Genomic DNA, 15,983 nt, shown 5'->3' on the forward strand with positions numbered 1-15,983 from the left:
GTAACGGTTTTGGCGCCTGGGCCGCGCCACTGCCGTCAGAGCGTCGAAGTGCTCTCGTCCTGGCTATTGGTAGTGATCTCAGAAGGCACGCTGCGGGTGTCGACATCGTCGTCGGCGATCACATCTTCCCCCGCCAGGGTAGACACGGTGACCGCATAGCGACCCAGGTCGTTTTCCTGGCGCTGGAAGCGCATGCCCACTTTCTGGCCTTGCCATTTGTACACTTCGGTCTGGTAGGAAGCACCGGAGGACAGTTTGACCCAATGGTTGGTGCGCTCGCCGGGTTCGCCGAAATCTTCGGTGAGCATTTCACTGACCAGGTACAGGCTGTTGGCATTGCCGCTGAACACCAGCTCTTTGATCTTGCCGTTGGGTGCGACCACCACCAGCTCATAGCCTGGAGAAATCGGCAGATACGGCAGCCCGCGAACTTCGAAGCGATCGGCAGTGGCGGTGGCCACACGGCAGAGGCTGGCCGGGCTGGCGGGCAAGGCTGGACAGGTCGGTACCTGCTCCATGAAGTTGCCTTCGATGTCGATGCCCAGGAACGCGCTTGGCTCTTTCGGCCAGGCTGGGGCAGGTTCGGACGTGCCGGATTGTGCCCAGGCAGCAGTGTTGAACAGGCTCGCGAATGCGGCGAGGACGAGTACGGATCTCATGAGCTCCCTCCTTGGATGATGGCCATGGCTAGCGCGATTCTACGCTGGGGTATGTGGCAAAATGGCCATGGTACTCACTTTCCTAGGACAGGCGCTATAAGGCTTTTCAGCAGGCCATTTGCTATCACCGCTTCTTGGGCCCTCCGTACAGCGCTGATGGCGAAGTGGCATATCTGCCATCGACACTGCGCAGACCTGCGTTTGCCGTGGTCTGCGAACACAGGTCCCAGGGTATGCCCTCGATCGGTCGCCGGGGTTCCAGGCGAATCGTTAAGTCACGACTGGGCGGAAATCTTGTAGTCCATTTCCCAAAGGTGGTGTTTCCAGCCCCCTAGCCATTGTGGTGATGGCGCTGCCGTTCTAGTCTCGGCCCGCTCGTCGCGTTTCGTAGTAGGTGCAGGTCAGGTCAAGGGCAGAGATCCGTGCAGGGTTCACACGGGTCGGCCTGGCTGGCGTCGTTGGTGGGGCGCGACGGGCGCCCTAGCGGCATGGCAGATTGAGACTATAGTAACGTCTAAAAAACCAGATCAGGGATGGTGCCATGCCTACGATCGAGTTGTCGTCCCCGCAAAGCCTTCGCAAACGCGTGCTGGTGGCAGGGGCCCTGAACATCGGGTCCATCGTGGCTTCACAAGTCATTCGATTAGGCGGCAACCTGATCATCACCCGGTTGCTGGTGCCGGAGATGTTCGGCCTGATGGCCATCGCCACCACGGTGTCGGTGCTGTTGCTGTTACTGTCCGATGTCGGCTTGCGGCAGAACATCGTCCAGAGCGCGCGCGGCGAGGAGCCGCTGTTCCTCAACACGGTCTGGTCGGTGCAGATCATTCGCGGCATGGTGCTGTTCGTCGTGATGGAATTGATCGCGCTGTGCTCCTGGTTCAGCCAACACCTGGAACTGTGGCCGGCGCACTCCACCTATGCCGCCCCGGAACTGCCCGGTGTGCTGGCCATAACAGGCTTCTTCGCGATCATCTTCGCCTTCCAATCGACCAAGATGGACGTGGCCGTTCGTGCGTTCCAGCAAAAGAAAGTGGTCGTGGTCGAGCTGGTTTCGCAAATCGCCGGTCTGCTGGTGATGCTGGTTATCGGTTACCTCACCCGTTCCATCTGGGCGTTGGTGGCCGCGGGCCTGGTCAGTACCCTGGTCACCACCGTGCTCAGCCACGTGATGTTCCCAGGGCACAAGGACCGTCCGCAATGGGACCCGGAAGCGCTGCGCGAGATCGTCAGTTACGGCCGTTGGGTGCTGCTGTCGTCTGCCGTTGGCGTGCTGGCCATGCAAGGCGATCGCATCTGGTTCGGTGGCAGCATGACAGTGGCTCAACTGGGGGTCTACTCGATTGCCGTGGGTATCCTGCAGGCATTCACCCTTAGCCTGCAGCGCCTGGCCGGCGCCGTCGCGCTGCCGGCCTTCAGCGAGGCGGCCAGAAGTGGCGACAAAGAGCGTCTGCGTCGACTGTATTGGCGCTTCAGGCTGATGTTCGATGTGCTGACCTTGTTCACCTGTGGCTTCCTGTTCACCGCCAGCCCGCTGATCATCCACTGGCTGTACGATGATCGTTATGCCGACGCGGGGCAGATGATGGCGATCCTGTCGTTGTCGCTGTTCACGCTCCGTTATGGCCTGACCCAGCAAATCTGGATGGCCCTGGGGCTCACCAAGTACATGGCCATGGACAACATCATCCGGGTCGTGGCGTTGTTCACCTTGATGCCGCTGCTGTTGGCCATTGGCAGCGTGACCTATGCGCTATGGGGCGTGGCCCTGCATAGCTTCTTCACCCTCATCCTGATCTTCAAGGTCAGCCACCAACTGGGCATGTTGAGCATCAAGCGTGAGCTGGTGGTCTTGCCGGTGATGGTGATTGGTGCCTTGTGTGGAGAGTTCGTCACCCAGTTGTTCGCCTGAGTCGTTGCCCAAGGACCTGACCGATGAATGTGATCGACTACTTTGATCGAACCAGAATCATCAATATCCCGTACCGGACGGACCGTCGGGTGGAAACCGAAGCCGAGTTCGCCCGCAATGGCTTCCATATCGACGACGACAAGATAGGCTTCTTCGCCGCGGTTACGCCCACGGCGCAGGAGGGGTTTCCCAGCATCGGCGCCAGGGGCTGCTTTCTCAGCCATCTGCACATCCTCGAAGAAGCGATGCGCCTGAATGTGAAGAACATCCTGATCATGGAGGATGATATCCAGTTTTCCCGGCGCATCGCCGCGTTCGGCAAACAGGCCATCGAGTCGTTGCAGGGCATGGATTGGGACATCGCCTACCTCGGTCACCCCTATGAAGGTAACTCGGATACACCCGGTTGGGAGGTGGTCGACCGACCGATTCACCTGTCCCATTTCTATGCCGTGAACGGCAAGAGCGTTGCCAAGCTGCGGGACTTCCTCACCCAGATTCTCGAACGCCCCCCCGGTCACCCGGATGGCGGGCCGATGCACTACGACGCGGCCCTCAATACCCTGATTCGAACCCGCAAGGACATCCAGGCGTACTATTACACCTGGAACCTTGGCTACCAGCGTCCTTCGCGCACCGACCTGCATGCGCTCTCGATCTTTGACCGCCTGGCGGTGTTCCGGCCATTGATGGCTGTCTATCGCAGGCTCAAGGCAGAAAAACTGCGCAGAACACGCTGATGCATGGGCTGGGTGGAAACTACCCAGCCCTGTTCCGTCTTGGTGCACAACCGCCTCAAATTAAGTCACGGCGCACACATTGAATCGACAACGTTGGCTTTTGAGTGTGCATGATGCACATTGGCGCTTGTGCCGTTCGCCCGCTATTTTTGCCTTTTCAGCCGGTGCAAAAGCGGCCCGCATATTGCTCTGCCTGCTCCCACCTACAACCCGGAGCACCGTGCAATGAGCTCACCCACCGAATTCCCGCTGTCCGAAGCCCCTCAGACCTCCCGCAAGGGCCTGTTGCCCATTGCCATGGTCCTGTTCAGCTTTACCTTCTTTACCGGCACGATGTTCGCCGGCGGCAAGCTTGGCATGGCCTTCAACTTTGTCGACATGCTGTGGGTCGCCGCCATCGGCAACACCTTACTGGCCCTGTATGCCGCAGCCCTGGCATTCATCGCCTCGCGCAGCGGGCTGAATACCGTGCTGATGGGGCGCTTCTGCTTCGGTGAGGCGGGCAGCCGGTTGTCCGACTTTCTGCTGGGCTTTGCCGAGCTGGGTTGGTATGCATGGGGCACTGCCACCGTGGCGATCGTGCTGGTCAAATTGCTGGGGCTGGCGGAAGGTTACACGATGCCGTTGATGGTGCTGTTCGGTCTGGGCTTCAGCATCACCGCCATCATCGGCTTCAAAGGGCTGGACCTGTTGTCGCGGGTGTCGGTGCCGCTGATGTTCGCGCTGCTCGTGATCTCGATGTACATCGCCACTCGCGATGCCGGTGGCTTTGCCGGGCTGGCTGCAGTGGTACCCCATGAAAGCCTGACCTTTTCAGCGGCAGTGACCATGGTCTTTGGCACGTTCGCCAGTGGTGCCACCCAGGCCACCAACTGGACCCGCCTGGCGCGCAGCGGACGGGTGGCGGTAGTCGCCAGCGTCGTCGCGTTTTTGCTCGGCAACGGGTTGATGGTGGTGGCGGGGGCCTGGTGCGCCATGGTCTACCAGCAAGCCGACATCGTCGAGGTGATGATGCTGCAGGGCCTGTCGTTCGCCGCAGTGGTGATGCTGTGCCTGAACCTATGGACCATTCAGGGGCCCACCATCTACAACGTGTCGGCAGCCGCGTGCCACCTGCTGCGCAGCGAACGCCGCCGCACGGCGACACTGGTGGCGGCAGGCGTCGGGATCGTGCTGGCCATTGGCGGCATGTACGAAATGCTGATTCCGTTCCTGGTATTGCTCGGTTCGATCATCCCGCCGGTGGGTGGGGTGATCATGGCCGACTTCTGGTACCGCCACCGCGGCAAGTACCCTGCGTTGGCCAGTGTGAACCTGCCCCGCTACAACCTGATGGGGCTGTTCGCCTATGCGGTCGGCGCGGTATTGGCCTATGCGTCGCCGTGGGTCGCGCCACTGGTAGGCATCGGCGCCTCGGCGCTGTGCTACATCGTCATGCTTGAACTGAGCGGCCAGCGCCGGGCACTGGGGCAGGCAGGTGTCGAACCGTGAGCCTGGCGCTTGACGAAATCCTTCACCTGCCAGGCCTGCAGGAAATGACCGTTCGTGCGGGCGCGCGCAATCTGCAACGGCGCGTGCGTTGGCCGTATGTGGCGGAAAACGAAGGTATCGCCGAGTGGGTGATGGGCGGCGAGTTGGTGTTCGTTACCGGGATCAATCACCCTCGCGGTGAGGCCAACTTGCTGAGCCTGGTGGAAGACGGCGACGCCGTGGGTATTGCCGGTATGGTGATCCTGACTGGCGGCAGCTTCATCCAACGTATTCCGCCGGCGGTGATCGAGCGGGCCGAGCAGCTGGGGCTGCCACTGATCGAACAGCCTTACGCGCTGAAGATGGTGGTCGTTACCCACTTGATCGGCACGGCTCTGGTTCAGATGACCCAGGTGCGGCGCTCGCGCAACGACATCCTCGGCCAGTTGCTGACCGGCGATTACCCGAGCCTGGCCATCGCCCGACAGCGGGCCACGCACCTGGCCCTGGCGTTGGACGCGCCACGCCGCCTGGTTGCGCTGCGCTTGTCTGGCGTCGATAGCCTGTTCGAACGCCACGGGCTGGCCCAGGGCGAGCGGGTGTGGCAGGGCATCCGCCAGGCGCTGGAAGATCGGCTGGAGGCCTGGTGCCATGGCCGCCCGGGGACGGTGACGGCGCAGTTGCCGGGCGACCTGTTCGTGTTGTTGCTGGCGGATGCGCCGGACTTGCAGGTCACCCTGGCCGCGCTGCACCGGCAGTTGGCCGCTGCGGCAGGGGAGCTGAGTCTTGCCATGGGCTTGTCGAGCCTGGCCGAAGATTGCGCCCACTATCGCCAGGCGCTCAACGAAGCACGTCAGGCCATGGAGGTGGCGCAGAACCTGCGCCCGGTCACGGGCTTCTGCGACTTCAGCGAGTTGGGCGTGCTGCGCTTGCTGCAGGGCATCGCCGACCGTTCACTGATCGACGACTTCGTCGCGCAAACCTTGGGCCCGCTGATCGCATCTGGTCGCAAGCAGCCCCATATGCTGGTGCATACCCTCGATGCGCTGCTCAAGGAAAATGGCAATGGCCTCAAGGCTGCCCAGCGTCTGGGCCTGCACCGCAATACCATCAACCAACGAATTCAACGCATCGAACAACTGAGCGGGCAGTCTCTGGACGACCCGCTGTTTCGTATGAACGCTTCGGTCGCCATGCTGGTATGGCGCATGAGCGAAGCCCAAGGCAAGGAGTAATGTCATGAACATCATCAATGCACGTCTGCGTGGCAAGTCGGGCCTGTTTCGCATCGAACTGAACGGCGACCGCATCGCAGCCATCGCGCCACAGGCCGATGTGGCGGCGCTCGGCAGCCCCGATGACCTGGACGCCAAGCAGAACCTGGTGGTAGCCCCCTTCGTCGAGCCGCACATTCACCTGGATGCCACCCTTACCGCCGGTGAGCCGAAGTGGAACATGAGCGGTACCTTGTTCGAGGGTATCGAGCGCTGGGCCGAGCGCAAGGAAATCACCACCCACGACGACATCAAGCACCGCTCGAAAAAGACCATCGACATGCTGGTGAACCATGGCATCCAGCACGTGCGTACCCATGTGGATGTGACCGACCCCAAGCTCACTGCGCTCAAGGCCATGGTCGAAGTGCGCGAAGAGGTGCGTCACCTGATCGACCTGCAAATCGTTGCCTTCCCCCAGGAGGGCATCGAGTCGTATGCCAATGGCCGGGCCTTGATGACGGAGGCGGTGGCCATCGGTGCCGATGTGGTCGGCGGCATACCGCATTTTGAAAACACCCGTGATCAAGGGGTGTCATCGGTGAAATTCCTGATGGACCTGGCAGAGCGTACCGGCTGCCTGGTGGACGTGCACTGCGACGAAACCGACGACCCACAGTCGCGCTTTCTCGAGGTACTGGCCGAGGAGGCCCGTGTGCGGCACATGGGGGCACGGGTCACCGCCAGCCATACCACGGCCATGGGGTCCTACGACAACGCCTACTGCTCCAAGCTGTTTCGTCTGCTCAAGCTGTCGGGCATCAACTTCGTGTCGTGCCCAACCGAGAGCATCCACCTGCAAGGTCGCTTCGACACCTACCCCAAGCGCCGCGGCCTGACCCGCGTGGCCGAAATCGACCGTGCGGGCATGAACGTGTGCTTCGGCCAGGACTCGATCGTCGACCCGTGGTATCCGCTGGGCAACGGCAACATCCTGCGCATTCTCGAAGCCGGGCTGCACATCTGCCATATGCTTGGCTACGAAGACCTGCAACGCGGGCTGGACCTGATCACCGACAACAGCGCCCGTACCCTCAACCTGGGCGAGCGCTACGGCATCGACGTCGGGCGGCCGGCCAACCTGTTGCTGCTGTCTGCGCCTGATGACTACGAAATGGTTCGCAGCCAGGGGCATGCCTTGGTGTCGGTGCGCAATGGCAAGGTGCTCATGCGTCGTACGCCTGCGCAGGTCGAGCGGTTTGCCTGACGCCTTTACCGGCAAGCTGGCCCCTACGGTGCAGCAGTGGCCCGGTCATTGTAGGGGCTGGCTTGCCGTGAGTACCCGGGTGTAGCTGGACGTCCGCGAGGCGGCGTTTCGCCGGTGGTGCTGACCTGGTCCGGGTTGGCAGCGCTGCCTGTGTTGCTGGCACGTTGAACGCTTGCCTGGGGGCGTCGAACTTGGCACCCTTGGACCGCTTGAATGGTCCGTGCCTTGGCTGAAGGAAACACACCGTTGAGTTGGGACAAAGTCGGGAAGCTTCTGGTCGCTGTGCTGATTGGCCTGCTGGTCGTGCTGGTGGCCTATGGGTTCCTCAAGAGCCGTCCGCGTTTGGAGGCCACGCTGACCTACGCCTATCTCACTTACCCAAGCCAGTTCAGCGAGCGCATCAGCAAGGCCAGCGAGCTGCTCAAGTACGAGCAATTGCATCGGCGCATTCGCAGCATCGGCCAAGGTGGGCTCAGCGACGAGCAAGTCGACAAGCTGGTCGACCTGGCCCAGGCCCCTTATGCGCAACTGTTCGCCAAGCCCTTCGAGGCAGGCCTGGTGGATCACCGCACCGGTTTGCTGATCGACCTACGCAACACGGGCGATGCGCTGGTGCGCAACGTGAAGGTCAACTTGCCGGCCAAGGGCCTGGTACAGGTTCGCGATGCCCAGGGCAACGACAACATCGTCGAGGTTTCGACGTCGACGGTCGAGATTCCCACCCTCGAGCCGGGTGGCCTGTGCAAGGTCTGGGTGTATTTCGATGCCGACTACGCCCAGATCCGCCAGGGCGGTATCAGCATAAGCCATGCCGATGGCCTGGCCGATGTGCAGGTTTACCGCGAGTATGTGGGGTTTCCCGCGCAAGTGGCCCGGTACAGCCGCGAGTTGGTCACACTGCTTGGGGTGTTGGGGCTGAGCGTGCTGGGGCTTGGCTGTATCTGCCTGTGGCGGCGTCGTGCGCCGGTCCTACCATCCTGAGCTGACGGGCAAGGCTCACTGATCCTGCAGTGCCAGGTTCTGGCGCAGTATCGGCCCACAGGGTGAAATGCACCTCCCTTGAGGTCACTGGACCAGCCGAGCGACCCACTTGCCACCCAGACGGCCATCCTTCAACTGGCGTAACGCCTGAGGCAGTGTCTGGAAGTCGAAACTGCGCCGTTGTGGTGACAGCAACCGACCCTCGGCGACGGCCTGCAAGAGTTGTTCTCCCGCCACCCGCAGCGCTTGGCGGTCGAGCAAGCGGCCATGGGCATGAATACTGTTCAGTGCCACTTCGTGCAACGAGATCGCGGTGCTGAATGCGGGCAGGGGCGCGTTTTCCTGGCGGTCCTGAATGCATACCAGATGGCCGTTGTAGCCAAGCAGGTGGGCAAGGCTGGCGGCATGGGCGCCACTTACCGTATCGAACAGCGCATGCAGCGGGCGCTCGCCAAGGGCGGCCTGCAAGCGGGCCTGCCAATCGCTCGCTTGGTAGTCGTAGGCTTCGATCACGCCCAGGGCCTTGAGCGCCGCGTGATGATGCTGGCCGGCAGTGGCCCAGACCCTCAACCCACGCTGCACCGCCAATTGCGCGACATACCAGCCCACCGCTCCACCAGCTCCGATCACCAGCACATCGCAGTTGGCGCCAGCGGGCACCTTGGCCAAGGCCTGCCAGGCAGTGAGCGCGGGGCAGGGCACAGCGGCGGCAGCGCTGTCGTCAAGGTTGGTCGGCAGGTGCATCAGCAGATTGGCATCCACCAGGCAGTACTCGGCGAAACTGCCATCGCGAGACAGCGTCTGGTGGTAAGCGACGCGCGTACCCAGTGGCAAATCCACACCATCGCCCAGCGCCTCCACCACACCGACACCATCCACCCCAGGCACGGTCCCTTGGTGCCAGTCCGGATGGCCCCATTGGCAGATCTTCCAATCCACCGGGTTAAGGGCAATGGCGCGGTTGGCGACCAACACTTGGCCGGGGCCAGGGTTAGGCAGGGGCTTGCGAACCAGTTGCAAGCCGTCAAGACCGGCGCCTGGGGTCCAGGCCCAGGCGTTGTAATCGTTGGACATGAAGGTCTCCTTGAGCACAAATCTGCCTGGAGGCTAGCGGATCGGCGCAGGCTGAAACAGCCGCCGCCAGGCCAAACTGTGGTGAATCCACGTCACAGAAAGCTTGCTTCGCCTAGCTTGCGCGGCGAAAGGCCAAGGAAAAGGCGGCACGACAACGATGAGGCAGACGATACGAGCTCACAGGCCTGTGATGTAGACTCGTACAATTCAAGCCAGCTGTGAATCGAAGTCATGCAAAGCCGAATCAAGGACATCAACCGCTCCGGCGAAATGGAGGTGTTCGCCGAGGTGGTGGCCGCCAGCACGTTCTCGGAAGCGGCACGTCGCCTGGACATGACGCCCTCGGCGGTCAGCAAATTGATTGCCCGCCTCGAACAACGTCTCGGTGCACGCCTGCTACATAGGACCACTCGACGCCTGGAACTGACGGCCGAAGGTGAGCGTTTTCACGTCGAAAGCCTGCGCATCCTCGAGCAGATCGACAACGCCGAACGTGACGTGGCCAATGCGGCCTGCCCAAGCGGCGTCATCCATATCAACAGCAACCTGCCATTCGGCTTGCATTGCCTGACGCCGTTGATTCCCCGATTTCTTGAGACCTACCCACAGATCACCCTGAATCTTGAGCTGACCGACATGGTGGTCGATCTGTTGGAGCGCCGCGCCGATATCGCCATCCGCTCGGGCCCGTTGAAGGCATCGCGCCTGGTGCAGCGCCACCTGGGCCGCAGCCGCTTGCGCACCGTCGCCTCGCCGGGCTACCTGGCGCGCCATGGCTGGCCGCGCACGCCAGCAGAGCTGGCCCGCCACAACCGGCTCGGTTTTGGCTTTCATCGCCACGCCCAGGCGTGGGTCTACCGTGACGAGCACGGTGAGCGGGTGGAGGTCGAGCCCGAGGGCAACCTGCTGGTGCATGACGGCGAGAGCATGCGCCAGCTGTGCCTGGGCGGGGCGGGGGTAGCTCGTCTGGCCAATTTCCATGTGGGCGCCGATATCGACGCGGGACGGTTGGTGCCATTGCTGGACGGTTTTGAAAGCGACGACCAGCAGGACGTGCTGCACGCCGTGTTCATTGGGCCGGGCCGGCAGTTGCCGCAGCGGGTGAGGGTGTTCATCGACTTTCTGGTCGAACATCTGGACACACGCTATTTCAGTTGATGCGGGCGCAACCACTGCTGTATACATGACGCCACCAAGGGGAGCCCGGCAACGGGCTGAGAAACCGCTGGCGCGGTGACCCTTCGAACCTGATCCGGATCATGCCGGCGAAGGGATGGGACTGCCGACCTGCCTTTTTGCCGGCCTCACTGCGAGGTCGTTCCATGTATCACTGCACCGGTCTCGCTGTCAGCCTAGAAAGGACAGCACCATGACCGAACGCTTCACCGCCACCCTGCGCCGTCAGAGCGAGCCGACCTGGTCCGCCGCCGTTGGACACCGCTTCGTCACCCAACTGTGCGACGGCAGCCTGCCGGACGTGGTGATGGTCCGCTACCTGGTACAGGACCACCGCTTCCTCGACAGCTTCCTGACCTTGCTCGGCGCGGCCATCGCCACGGCGGACACCTTCGAAGCCCGCCTGCGTTTCGGGCGTTTCGCCGGCATGATCAGCAGCGACGAAAATACCTATTTCCTGCGCGCTTTCGAGGCCCTGGACGTTAGCGCCGAGCAGCGCCAGGCACCGGCCGACACCGTGCCCACCGCGGGCTTCAAGGCGATCATGCGCGAAGCCGCCGCCACCCGTTCTTACGCCGCAGCGCTGGCAGTGCTCAATGTCGCCGAAGGCCTGTACCTGGACTGGGCGACCAAGGCACCCAAGCCGCTTCCAGCGAATTTCGTCCATGCCGAGTGGATTACCCTGCACGACAACCCGGCGTTCAGTGAATTTGTCGCCTTCCTGCAAACCGAATTGGACCGGGTCGGCCCGCAGGACGCTGAGCGGGCTGCCGATTTCTACCTGCGCACCGTCGCGTTGGAACTGGCCTTCTTCGAGGCCGTGTACGAGGAGCAACAATGAGCCTGGATATCTTCGACCGCCTCAAGGCCGCTGCACTGCCGGAATGGAACAGCTACGTTGATCACAGCTTCGTGCGCCAGATGGGTGACGGCACGTTGTCGGAGGGGGCCTTCCGCACCTATCTGGTACAGGACTATCTGTTCCTTATCCAGTTCGCCCGCGCCTGGGCGCTGGCTGCTTATAAAAGCCGTCGCCCTTCCGACATCCGCGCCGCCCAGGCCGGGCTGGCGGCGATTCTCGACGAAACCGACCTGCATGTGCGCTTGTGCGCGCGCTGGGGCCTTAGTCAGGCTGATATCGAAGCGGCGCCGGAGCTCCAGGCGACCGTGGCCTACACCCGTTTCGTCCTGGACTGCGGCGCGGCCGGCGATTTGCTCGACCTGCACGTCGCGCTGGCGCCTTGCGTGATCGGTTACGCTGAAATTGGTAGTCGGTTGGCAGGCGCTATCGGCGACATGGCCAGCCACCCATACCGCGAATGGATTGGTGAGTATGCCGGCGAGGCTTACCAAGGGGTTGCCCAGGGCGCGCGCAGGCACCTGGACGAACTGGCTGCCCGCAGCATGACTGAACAACGCTTCACGGAGCTGGCGGCGATCTTCGCCCAAGCTTCGAGGCTGGAAGCCGAATTCTGGCAGATGGGGCTGGACGGCGCACGACCTGCATCACTGTAATCGGGGACGCAGTTGGAGTGCCTCAGGATCTGGCGCTGCATCCAAATCACCTGGCACGGCCCATTCCGATAGGAGCGGTTTACCCGTGAAAAGGGCAGTGGTTTCACTGCCGAATTCGCGGGTAAATCCGCTCCCACAGGGAGGGCTGCCGGGAGGTCAATCCAGCAACGCGCCCAGCGCCACCATCGCGCCGTCGAATTCATCCATGGCATCGAGCATGGCACCGCTAAAGTAAACCAGCGATGCCCGGTCGAACAGGATGTGCATAGCCGGCAACGTCGCGCTCCCAACATTGATCACGATCACATTGATCCGCGCCGCCGATGTCTGGGCCACCGCCCCGACGGGAAACGCCTCCGGTCTCAGGTCGACGCCACACAGCTTGGCCATCACCGCGCTCCCTCGGTGCCCTGACAGTTGCAGCCAGGCATGGCTGTCTTGACGCGGCAGCAGGTAATTGCGTCGTGCGTCCTGTGCCCAGTTGGCCTCCTCGGCGGCGACCCGCTCGCCTTCGTCGGCAAGGCTGCCGAGCAGCAGGTATTCGCTTTGTGACAACCGAGCTACCCACCCTCCGTCATCCTGGCGCAGCGCCTGGTTGGGCCGCTCGGGGAGGCGATAGCCCCGCGCCTGCAGGTAGGCTGCGCTGTCGCTGCCGCGAAAGCCCACGCGCGGCAGGTCAGTCAGGTTGGTCAGCGCACAGGTATTGAGCAGCCCGGCCTGCGGACTGCGTTCGATCAAAGCTTCGGCATTGAGGCTGGACATGAATCAGAGCTCCTGGCGCTGGTTGTCGGGGTCGAAGAAGGGCAGTTGCACCACCAGGGCGTTGACCATCACGCCGCCCTCCACGCGGATCGGGATGTGCATACCGGGGGTGGCCTGGTGCGCCCCGGCGTAGGCCAGGCCGATGATCTGTCCCAGGGTCTGGGAGTACTCGCAGGAGGTGACGTTGCCGCTGATGTCCTGGCCGTCCAGCACCAGATGCCCCTCCAGCGGTTGTGGGCTGCCTTTGGGTAGGGTGAAACCGACCAGTTTGCGCTTGAGCGGCTGCCCTTCGAGGATCTCGATCGAGCGTTTGCCAACGAAGAACGGCTTCTTGCGGCCGATCGCCCACTGCATGTCGATCTCGGCCGGGTGGGTCATGCCGTCGGTGTCCTGGCTGATGATCACATGGCCCTTCTCAAGGCGCAGCAGGCGTTGGGTCTCGACACCGAACGGGCGGATGCCAAGCCCCGCACCGGCCTGCATCAGCGCATCCCACAGGCGTTCAGCATGGCGCGCAGGCACGTGCACTTCATAGCCCAGCTCGCCGACGAAGCCGACCCGCAGGATACGCGCCGGGATGCCGGCCACCGTGCCCACGCGTACGCCCAGGTAAGCAAAGGCCTCGGCCGACAGTTCGACATCGTTGCACACCTTGGCCAGCACCTGTCGCGACAGTGGCCCGGCCAGGTTCACCGCAGCCAGCGCGGCGGTGACGTTGGTGATGTCCACGTCCAGGCGCCATTGCGCGTTCCACTTGAGCATCTGTTGGTAGATGCGGTCCACGCCGCTGGTGGTGGCGGTGACGTAGAAGTGCTGGTCGGCCAGGCGTGCGCAGACGCCATCGTCGATCACCACGCCGTGCTCGTTGGTCATCAGAGCATATCGGGTGCGCCCGACCGGAAGCTTGGCGAAGCCGAAGGTGTAGAGCCGTTCGAGCAGTTCGGCGGCATCCGGGCCGCGCACATCCAGGCCGCCAAGGGTGGAAACGTCGATCAGGCCGACCTGCTCGCGCACGTGGCGGGCTTCTTCTTGCATGCAGCGCTCCCGCTGGTCCGGCGTGCCGTAGTAAGCGGGGCGCTGCCAGATGCCAGCAGGCATCATCTTCGCCCCGGCTTCCAGGTGACGGCGGTGCATGGGTGTCTGGCGATAGGGGTCGAACGCACGGCCCGCGACGTGCGCCAGTTTCTCGGCCTGGAATGGTGGGCGAGCGGTGGTCACACCGGTTTCGCTGATGCTGCGCCCAGTAGCCTGGGCCACCAGGCGAGCGGTGGGCAGTGCCGAGTGGCGGCCTTGGGACGGGCCCATGCCCACCGTTGAGAAGCGCTTGACCAGCTGTACATCACGGTAGCCGCTGCGGGTAGCGTTGACGATGTCACGCACTTGCAGGTCTTCGTCGAAATCGACGAAATCCTTGCCTTTGGGGTGCGGGAAGATCGGCCAGGGGAAGTTGACCTTGGCTTCGGCGACGAAGGCCGGCAGCACCGGGGGCGGCAGGTCCAGTGCGGTCAGTGCTTCGGCGGCGCCGCGCGAGGCGTCGGTTAGCACGTTGTCCAGTTGGTGGCGGCCGTTCACCGAGCCTGCGAGATCAAGCCCAGCGGGCAGGCCGCTGATGGCGAACTCGTCGCGACCTACGTCGTAGGCCAGCTTGCCGCCGGCCTGGCATAGCAACGGGTACACCGGCATGTAGCCTGCCGACATGCACAGCAGGTCGCACGCCAGGCGCAGGCCATGCTCGCTCACCTTCCCTTGACCGGTGATGGGGCGAATGTCCACGCCGCTGACATGGCGCATGCCGGCTTCGTGCAGGGCCTCGTAGACGGTACTGCCAAGGTGCAGGGCAATGTCGCGGCGCTTGAGCTCGGCCGCCAGCGTGGCATCGGCGGGAGCGGCGCGCATGTCTACCACCGCCGCCACGGCCACGCCTTGCTCTTGCAGGTCGAGCGCGGCCAGGTAGCCATCGTCATGCCCGGTGAGGATCACCGCACGCTGGCCCGGCTTGACCGCATACAGCTTCATCAGTCGCTGGGCCGCGCTGGTCAGCATCACACCGGGCAGGTCATTGTTGCGAAACACAACCGGCTGGTCGAACGAGCCGGCCGCCACCAGGCAGCGAGTAGCGCGTACCTTGTACATGCGTTTGTGTTGGATCACCGGCAGGTAGTTGTCGGTGAACCAACCGTTGCAGGTGGCCTCCAGCAATACCTGGATGTTCGGGTGGCCTTCGACCGCCGCCAGCAGTTCCTTGCGCAGCCTGGTGGCACGGGTGCCGGCGATGTCGAAACGGGCATAGGTGAGCGAACCACCCAGCACCGGCTGCTGCTCGATCAACAGCACCTTGGCCCCGCCGTTGGCGGCATCCAGGGCCGCGCGCAAGCCGGCTGGACCGCCCCCGATGATGGCGATGTCAACGAACAGATACGCTTTGTCGTAGTACTGCGGCCTGAAGCTCAGGTCGAGCACGCCGAGTCCGGCCTTCTTGCGGATCAGAGGCTCCCAGACCTTCCACATACCCTTGGGTTTGTAGAACGCACGGTAGTAGAAGCCCACCGGCATGAAGCGCGAGAATGTGCCCAGGTAGGCATCGCGGTCGTTGTCCAGGCTGCCGTTGAAGTTCTGGCCTTCGACCACCTGGCCATCCTGTGCGGCCTGCATGTCGGCCAGCACATTGGGTTCGTCGGGCAATTGCACCAGGGTATTGGCGTCCTGCCCGGCCAGGCTCAAGGGGCCGCGTGGGCGGTGGTACTTGAACGAGCGCGACAGCAGCCAGCGACCGTTGCCGAGCAAGGCGCTGGCGATGCTGTCGCCGGCAAAGCCAGGGTAGCTCTGGCCGTCGAAGGTAAAGCGCAGGGGCCGGTCGCGGTCGATCAGCAGGCCCATGGGCGCGGGGAGGCGAGTGAGGCTGTTCATCCTGCGGTCTCCGGCGTGGCGGTGGGGGCAAAGTCGATGCGGCGGACGAATACGTCCTTTGGATCGAAGGTGCGCAGTACCTGGTCGCTCACGGTGTGACGTTCGGCCAGGAACCAGTAGCTGGAGGCGTTGTGCAGCCACCATTCGACGACCACCCCGGCAAGGTTGTCGCTGTTGAACACGTAGTCGGCCCACTCCGCGTCGCTGCAGCGACTTGGGTCGGGCATCTGCTTGAACTCGCCGCCGTAGGTGAATTCGCTGATGTTGCGCGGGCCGTTCAAGGGGCAGGTCAGGATCTTCATCGTG

At 63.1% G+C, this 15,983-nt stretch carries 14 protein-coding genes and 1 riboswitch; of the genes, 9 read left to right on the top strand and 5 right to left on the bottom strand.

Annotated elements, in window-relative coordinates; genetic code table 11:
• Positions 1-35: 35 nt before the first annotated feature.
• Positions 36-659: a hypothetical protein gene (locus C4Q26_RS21550; RefSeq protein WP_104883492.1), complete on the bottom strand. Its 624-nt coding sequence runs from the start codon at positions 657-659 to the stop codon at positions 36-38.
• 541 nt (positions 660-1,200) lie between these two features.
• Between C4Q26_RS21550 and C4Q26_RS21555 the strand changes: the two genes are divergently transcribed.
• From C4Q26_RS21555 to C4Q26_RS21580, 6 genes are all read left to right on the top strand, one after another.
• Positions 1,201-2,571, top strand: coding sequence for an oligosaccharide flippase family protein (locus C4Q26_RS21555; protein WP_104883493.1), 1,371 nt, complete (start codon positions 1,201-1,203; stop codon positions 2,569-2,571).
• 23 nt (positions 2,572-2,594) lie between these two features.
• Positions 2,595-3,311, top strand: coding sequence for a glycosyltransferase family 25 protein (locus C4Q26_RS21560; RefSeq protein ID WP_023381185.1), 717 nt, complete (start codon positions 2,595-2,597; stop codon positions 3,309-3,311).
• 225 nt (positions 3,312-3,536) lie between these two features.
• The gene (gene codB / locus C4Q26_RS21565; RefSeq protein WP_023381184.1) at positions 3,537-4,802 is read left to right on the top strand and encodes a cytosine permease; all 1,266 of its coding nucleotides are present in this window, start codon (positions 3,537-3,539) and stop codon (positions 4,800-4,802) included.
• Entirely contained in the window at positions 4,799-6,016 is a 1,218-nt protein-coding gene (locus tag C4Q26_RS21570; RefSeq protein WP_104883494.1) for a PucR family transcriptional regulator, read from the top strand. Before codB ends, C4Q26_RS21570 begins: the two co-directional genes overlap by 4 nt.
• Before the next feature lie 4 nt (positions 6,017-6,020).
• Positions 6,021-7,262 carry a cytosine deaminase gene (codA, locus tag C4Q26_RS21575; protein WP_027908148.1) on the top strand — a complete coding sequence of 414 codons (1,242 nt, stop codon included), beginning with the start codon at positions 6,021-6,023 and terminating at the stop codon, positions 7,260-7,262.
• A gap of 246 nt (positions 7,263-7,508) precedes the next feature.
• The gene (locus C4Q26_RS21580; protein WP_027908147.1) at positions 7,509-8,243 is read left to right on the top strand and encodes a hypothetical protein; all 735 of its coding nucleotides are present in this window, start codon (positions 7,509-7,511) and stop codon (positions 8,241-8,243) included.
• A gap of 84 nt (positions 8,244-8,327) precedes the next feature.
• On the opposite strand, the gene C4Q26_RS21585 is transcribed toward C4Q26_RS21580, so the two are convergent.
• Complete coding sequence (locus C4Q26_RS21585) at positions 8,328-9,317, bottom strand: zinc-binding dehydrogenase (protein ID WP_104883495.1); 990 nt, start codon at positions 9,315-9,317, stop codon at positions 8,328-8,330.
• Positions 9,318-9,548: 231 nt separating this feature from the next.
• Here C4Q26_RS21585 and C4Q26_RS21590 point away from each other — a divergent pair, with 231 nt between their 5' ends.
• The 3 genes from C4Q26_RS21590 (at position 9,549) to tenA (ending at position 12,008) form a co-directional block, all read left to right on the top strand.
• Positions 9,549-10,475 carry a LysR family transcriptional regulator gene (locus tag C4Q26_RS21590; RefSeq protein WP_177429841.1) on the top strand — a complete coding sequence of 309 codons (927 nt, stop codon included), beginning with the start codon at positions 9,549-9,551 and terminating at the stop codon, positions 10,473-10,475.
• A gap of 27 nt (positions 10,476-10,502) precedes the next feature.
• A riboswitch (TPP riboswitch) is annotated at positions 10,503-10,608 on the top strand.
• A 78-nt stretch (positions 10,609-10,686) separates the two neighbouring features.
• Positions 10,687-11,334, top strand: a complete 648-nt coding sequence (locus tag C4Q26_RS21595) for a TenA family protein (protein WP_104883496.1) — start codon at positions 10,687-10,689, stop codon at positions 11,332-11,334.
• On the top strand, positions 11,331-12,008 hold the full coding sequence (gene tenA / locus C4Q26_RS21600) for a thiaminase II (RefSeq protein WP_104883497.1): 678 nt from the start codon (positions 11,331-11,333) through the stop codon (positions 12,006-12,008). Before C4Q26_RS21595 ends, tenA begins: the two co-directional genes overlap by 4 nt.
• A gap of 156 nt (positions 12,009-12,164) precedes the next feature.
• Here tenA and C4Q26_RS21605 read toward each other — a convergent pair whose 3' ends face one another.
• Genes C4Q26_RS21605 through C4Q26_RS21615 form a run of 3 tightly spaced genes read right to left on the bottom strand, consistent with a single transcriptional unit; the run spans position 12,165 to position 15,979 of the window.
• Positions 12,165-12,770, bottom strand: coding sequence for a sarcosine oxidase (locus C4Q26_RS21605; RefSeq protein ID WP_104883498.1), 606 nt, complete (start codon positions 12,768-12,770; stop codon positions 12,165-12,167).
• Positions 12,771-12,773: 3 nt separating this feature from the next.
• The gene (locus tag C4Q26_RS21610; RefSeq protein ID WP_104883499.1) at positions 12,774-15,677 is read right to left on the bottom strand and encodes a 2Fe-2S iron-sulfur cluster-binding protein; all 2,904 of its coding nucleotides are present in this window, start codon (positions 15,675-15,677) and stop codon (positions 12,774-12,776) included.
• Entirely contained in the window at positions 15,674-15,979 is a 306-nt protein-coding gene (locus tag C4Q26_RS21615; RefSeq protein ID WP_023381174.1) for a sarcosine oxidase subunit delta, read from the bottom strand. Before C4Q26_RS21615 ends, C4Q26_RS21610 begins: the two co-directional genes overlap by 4 nt.
• Positions 15,980-15,983 lie beyond the last annotated feature (4 nt).

This window comes from Pseudomonas sp. SWI44 (assembly GCF_002947915.1).
GTDB lineage: Bacteria > Pseudomonadota > Gammaproteobacteria > Pseudomonadales > Pseudomonadaceae > Aquipseudomonas > Aquipseudomonas taiwanensis.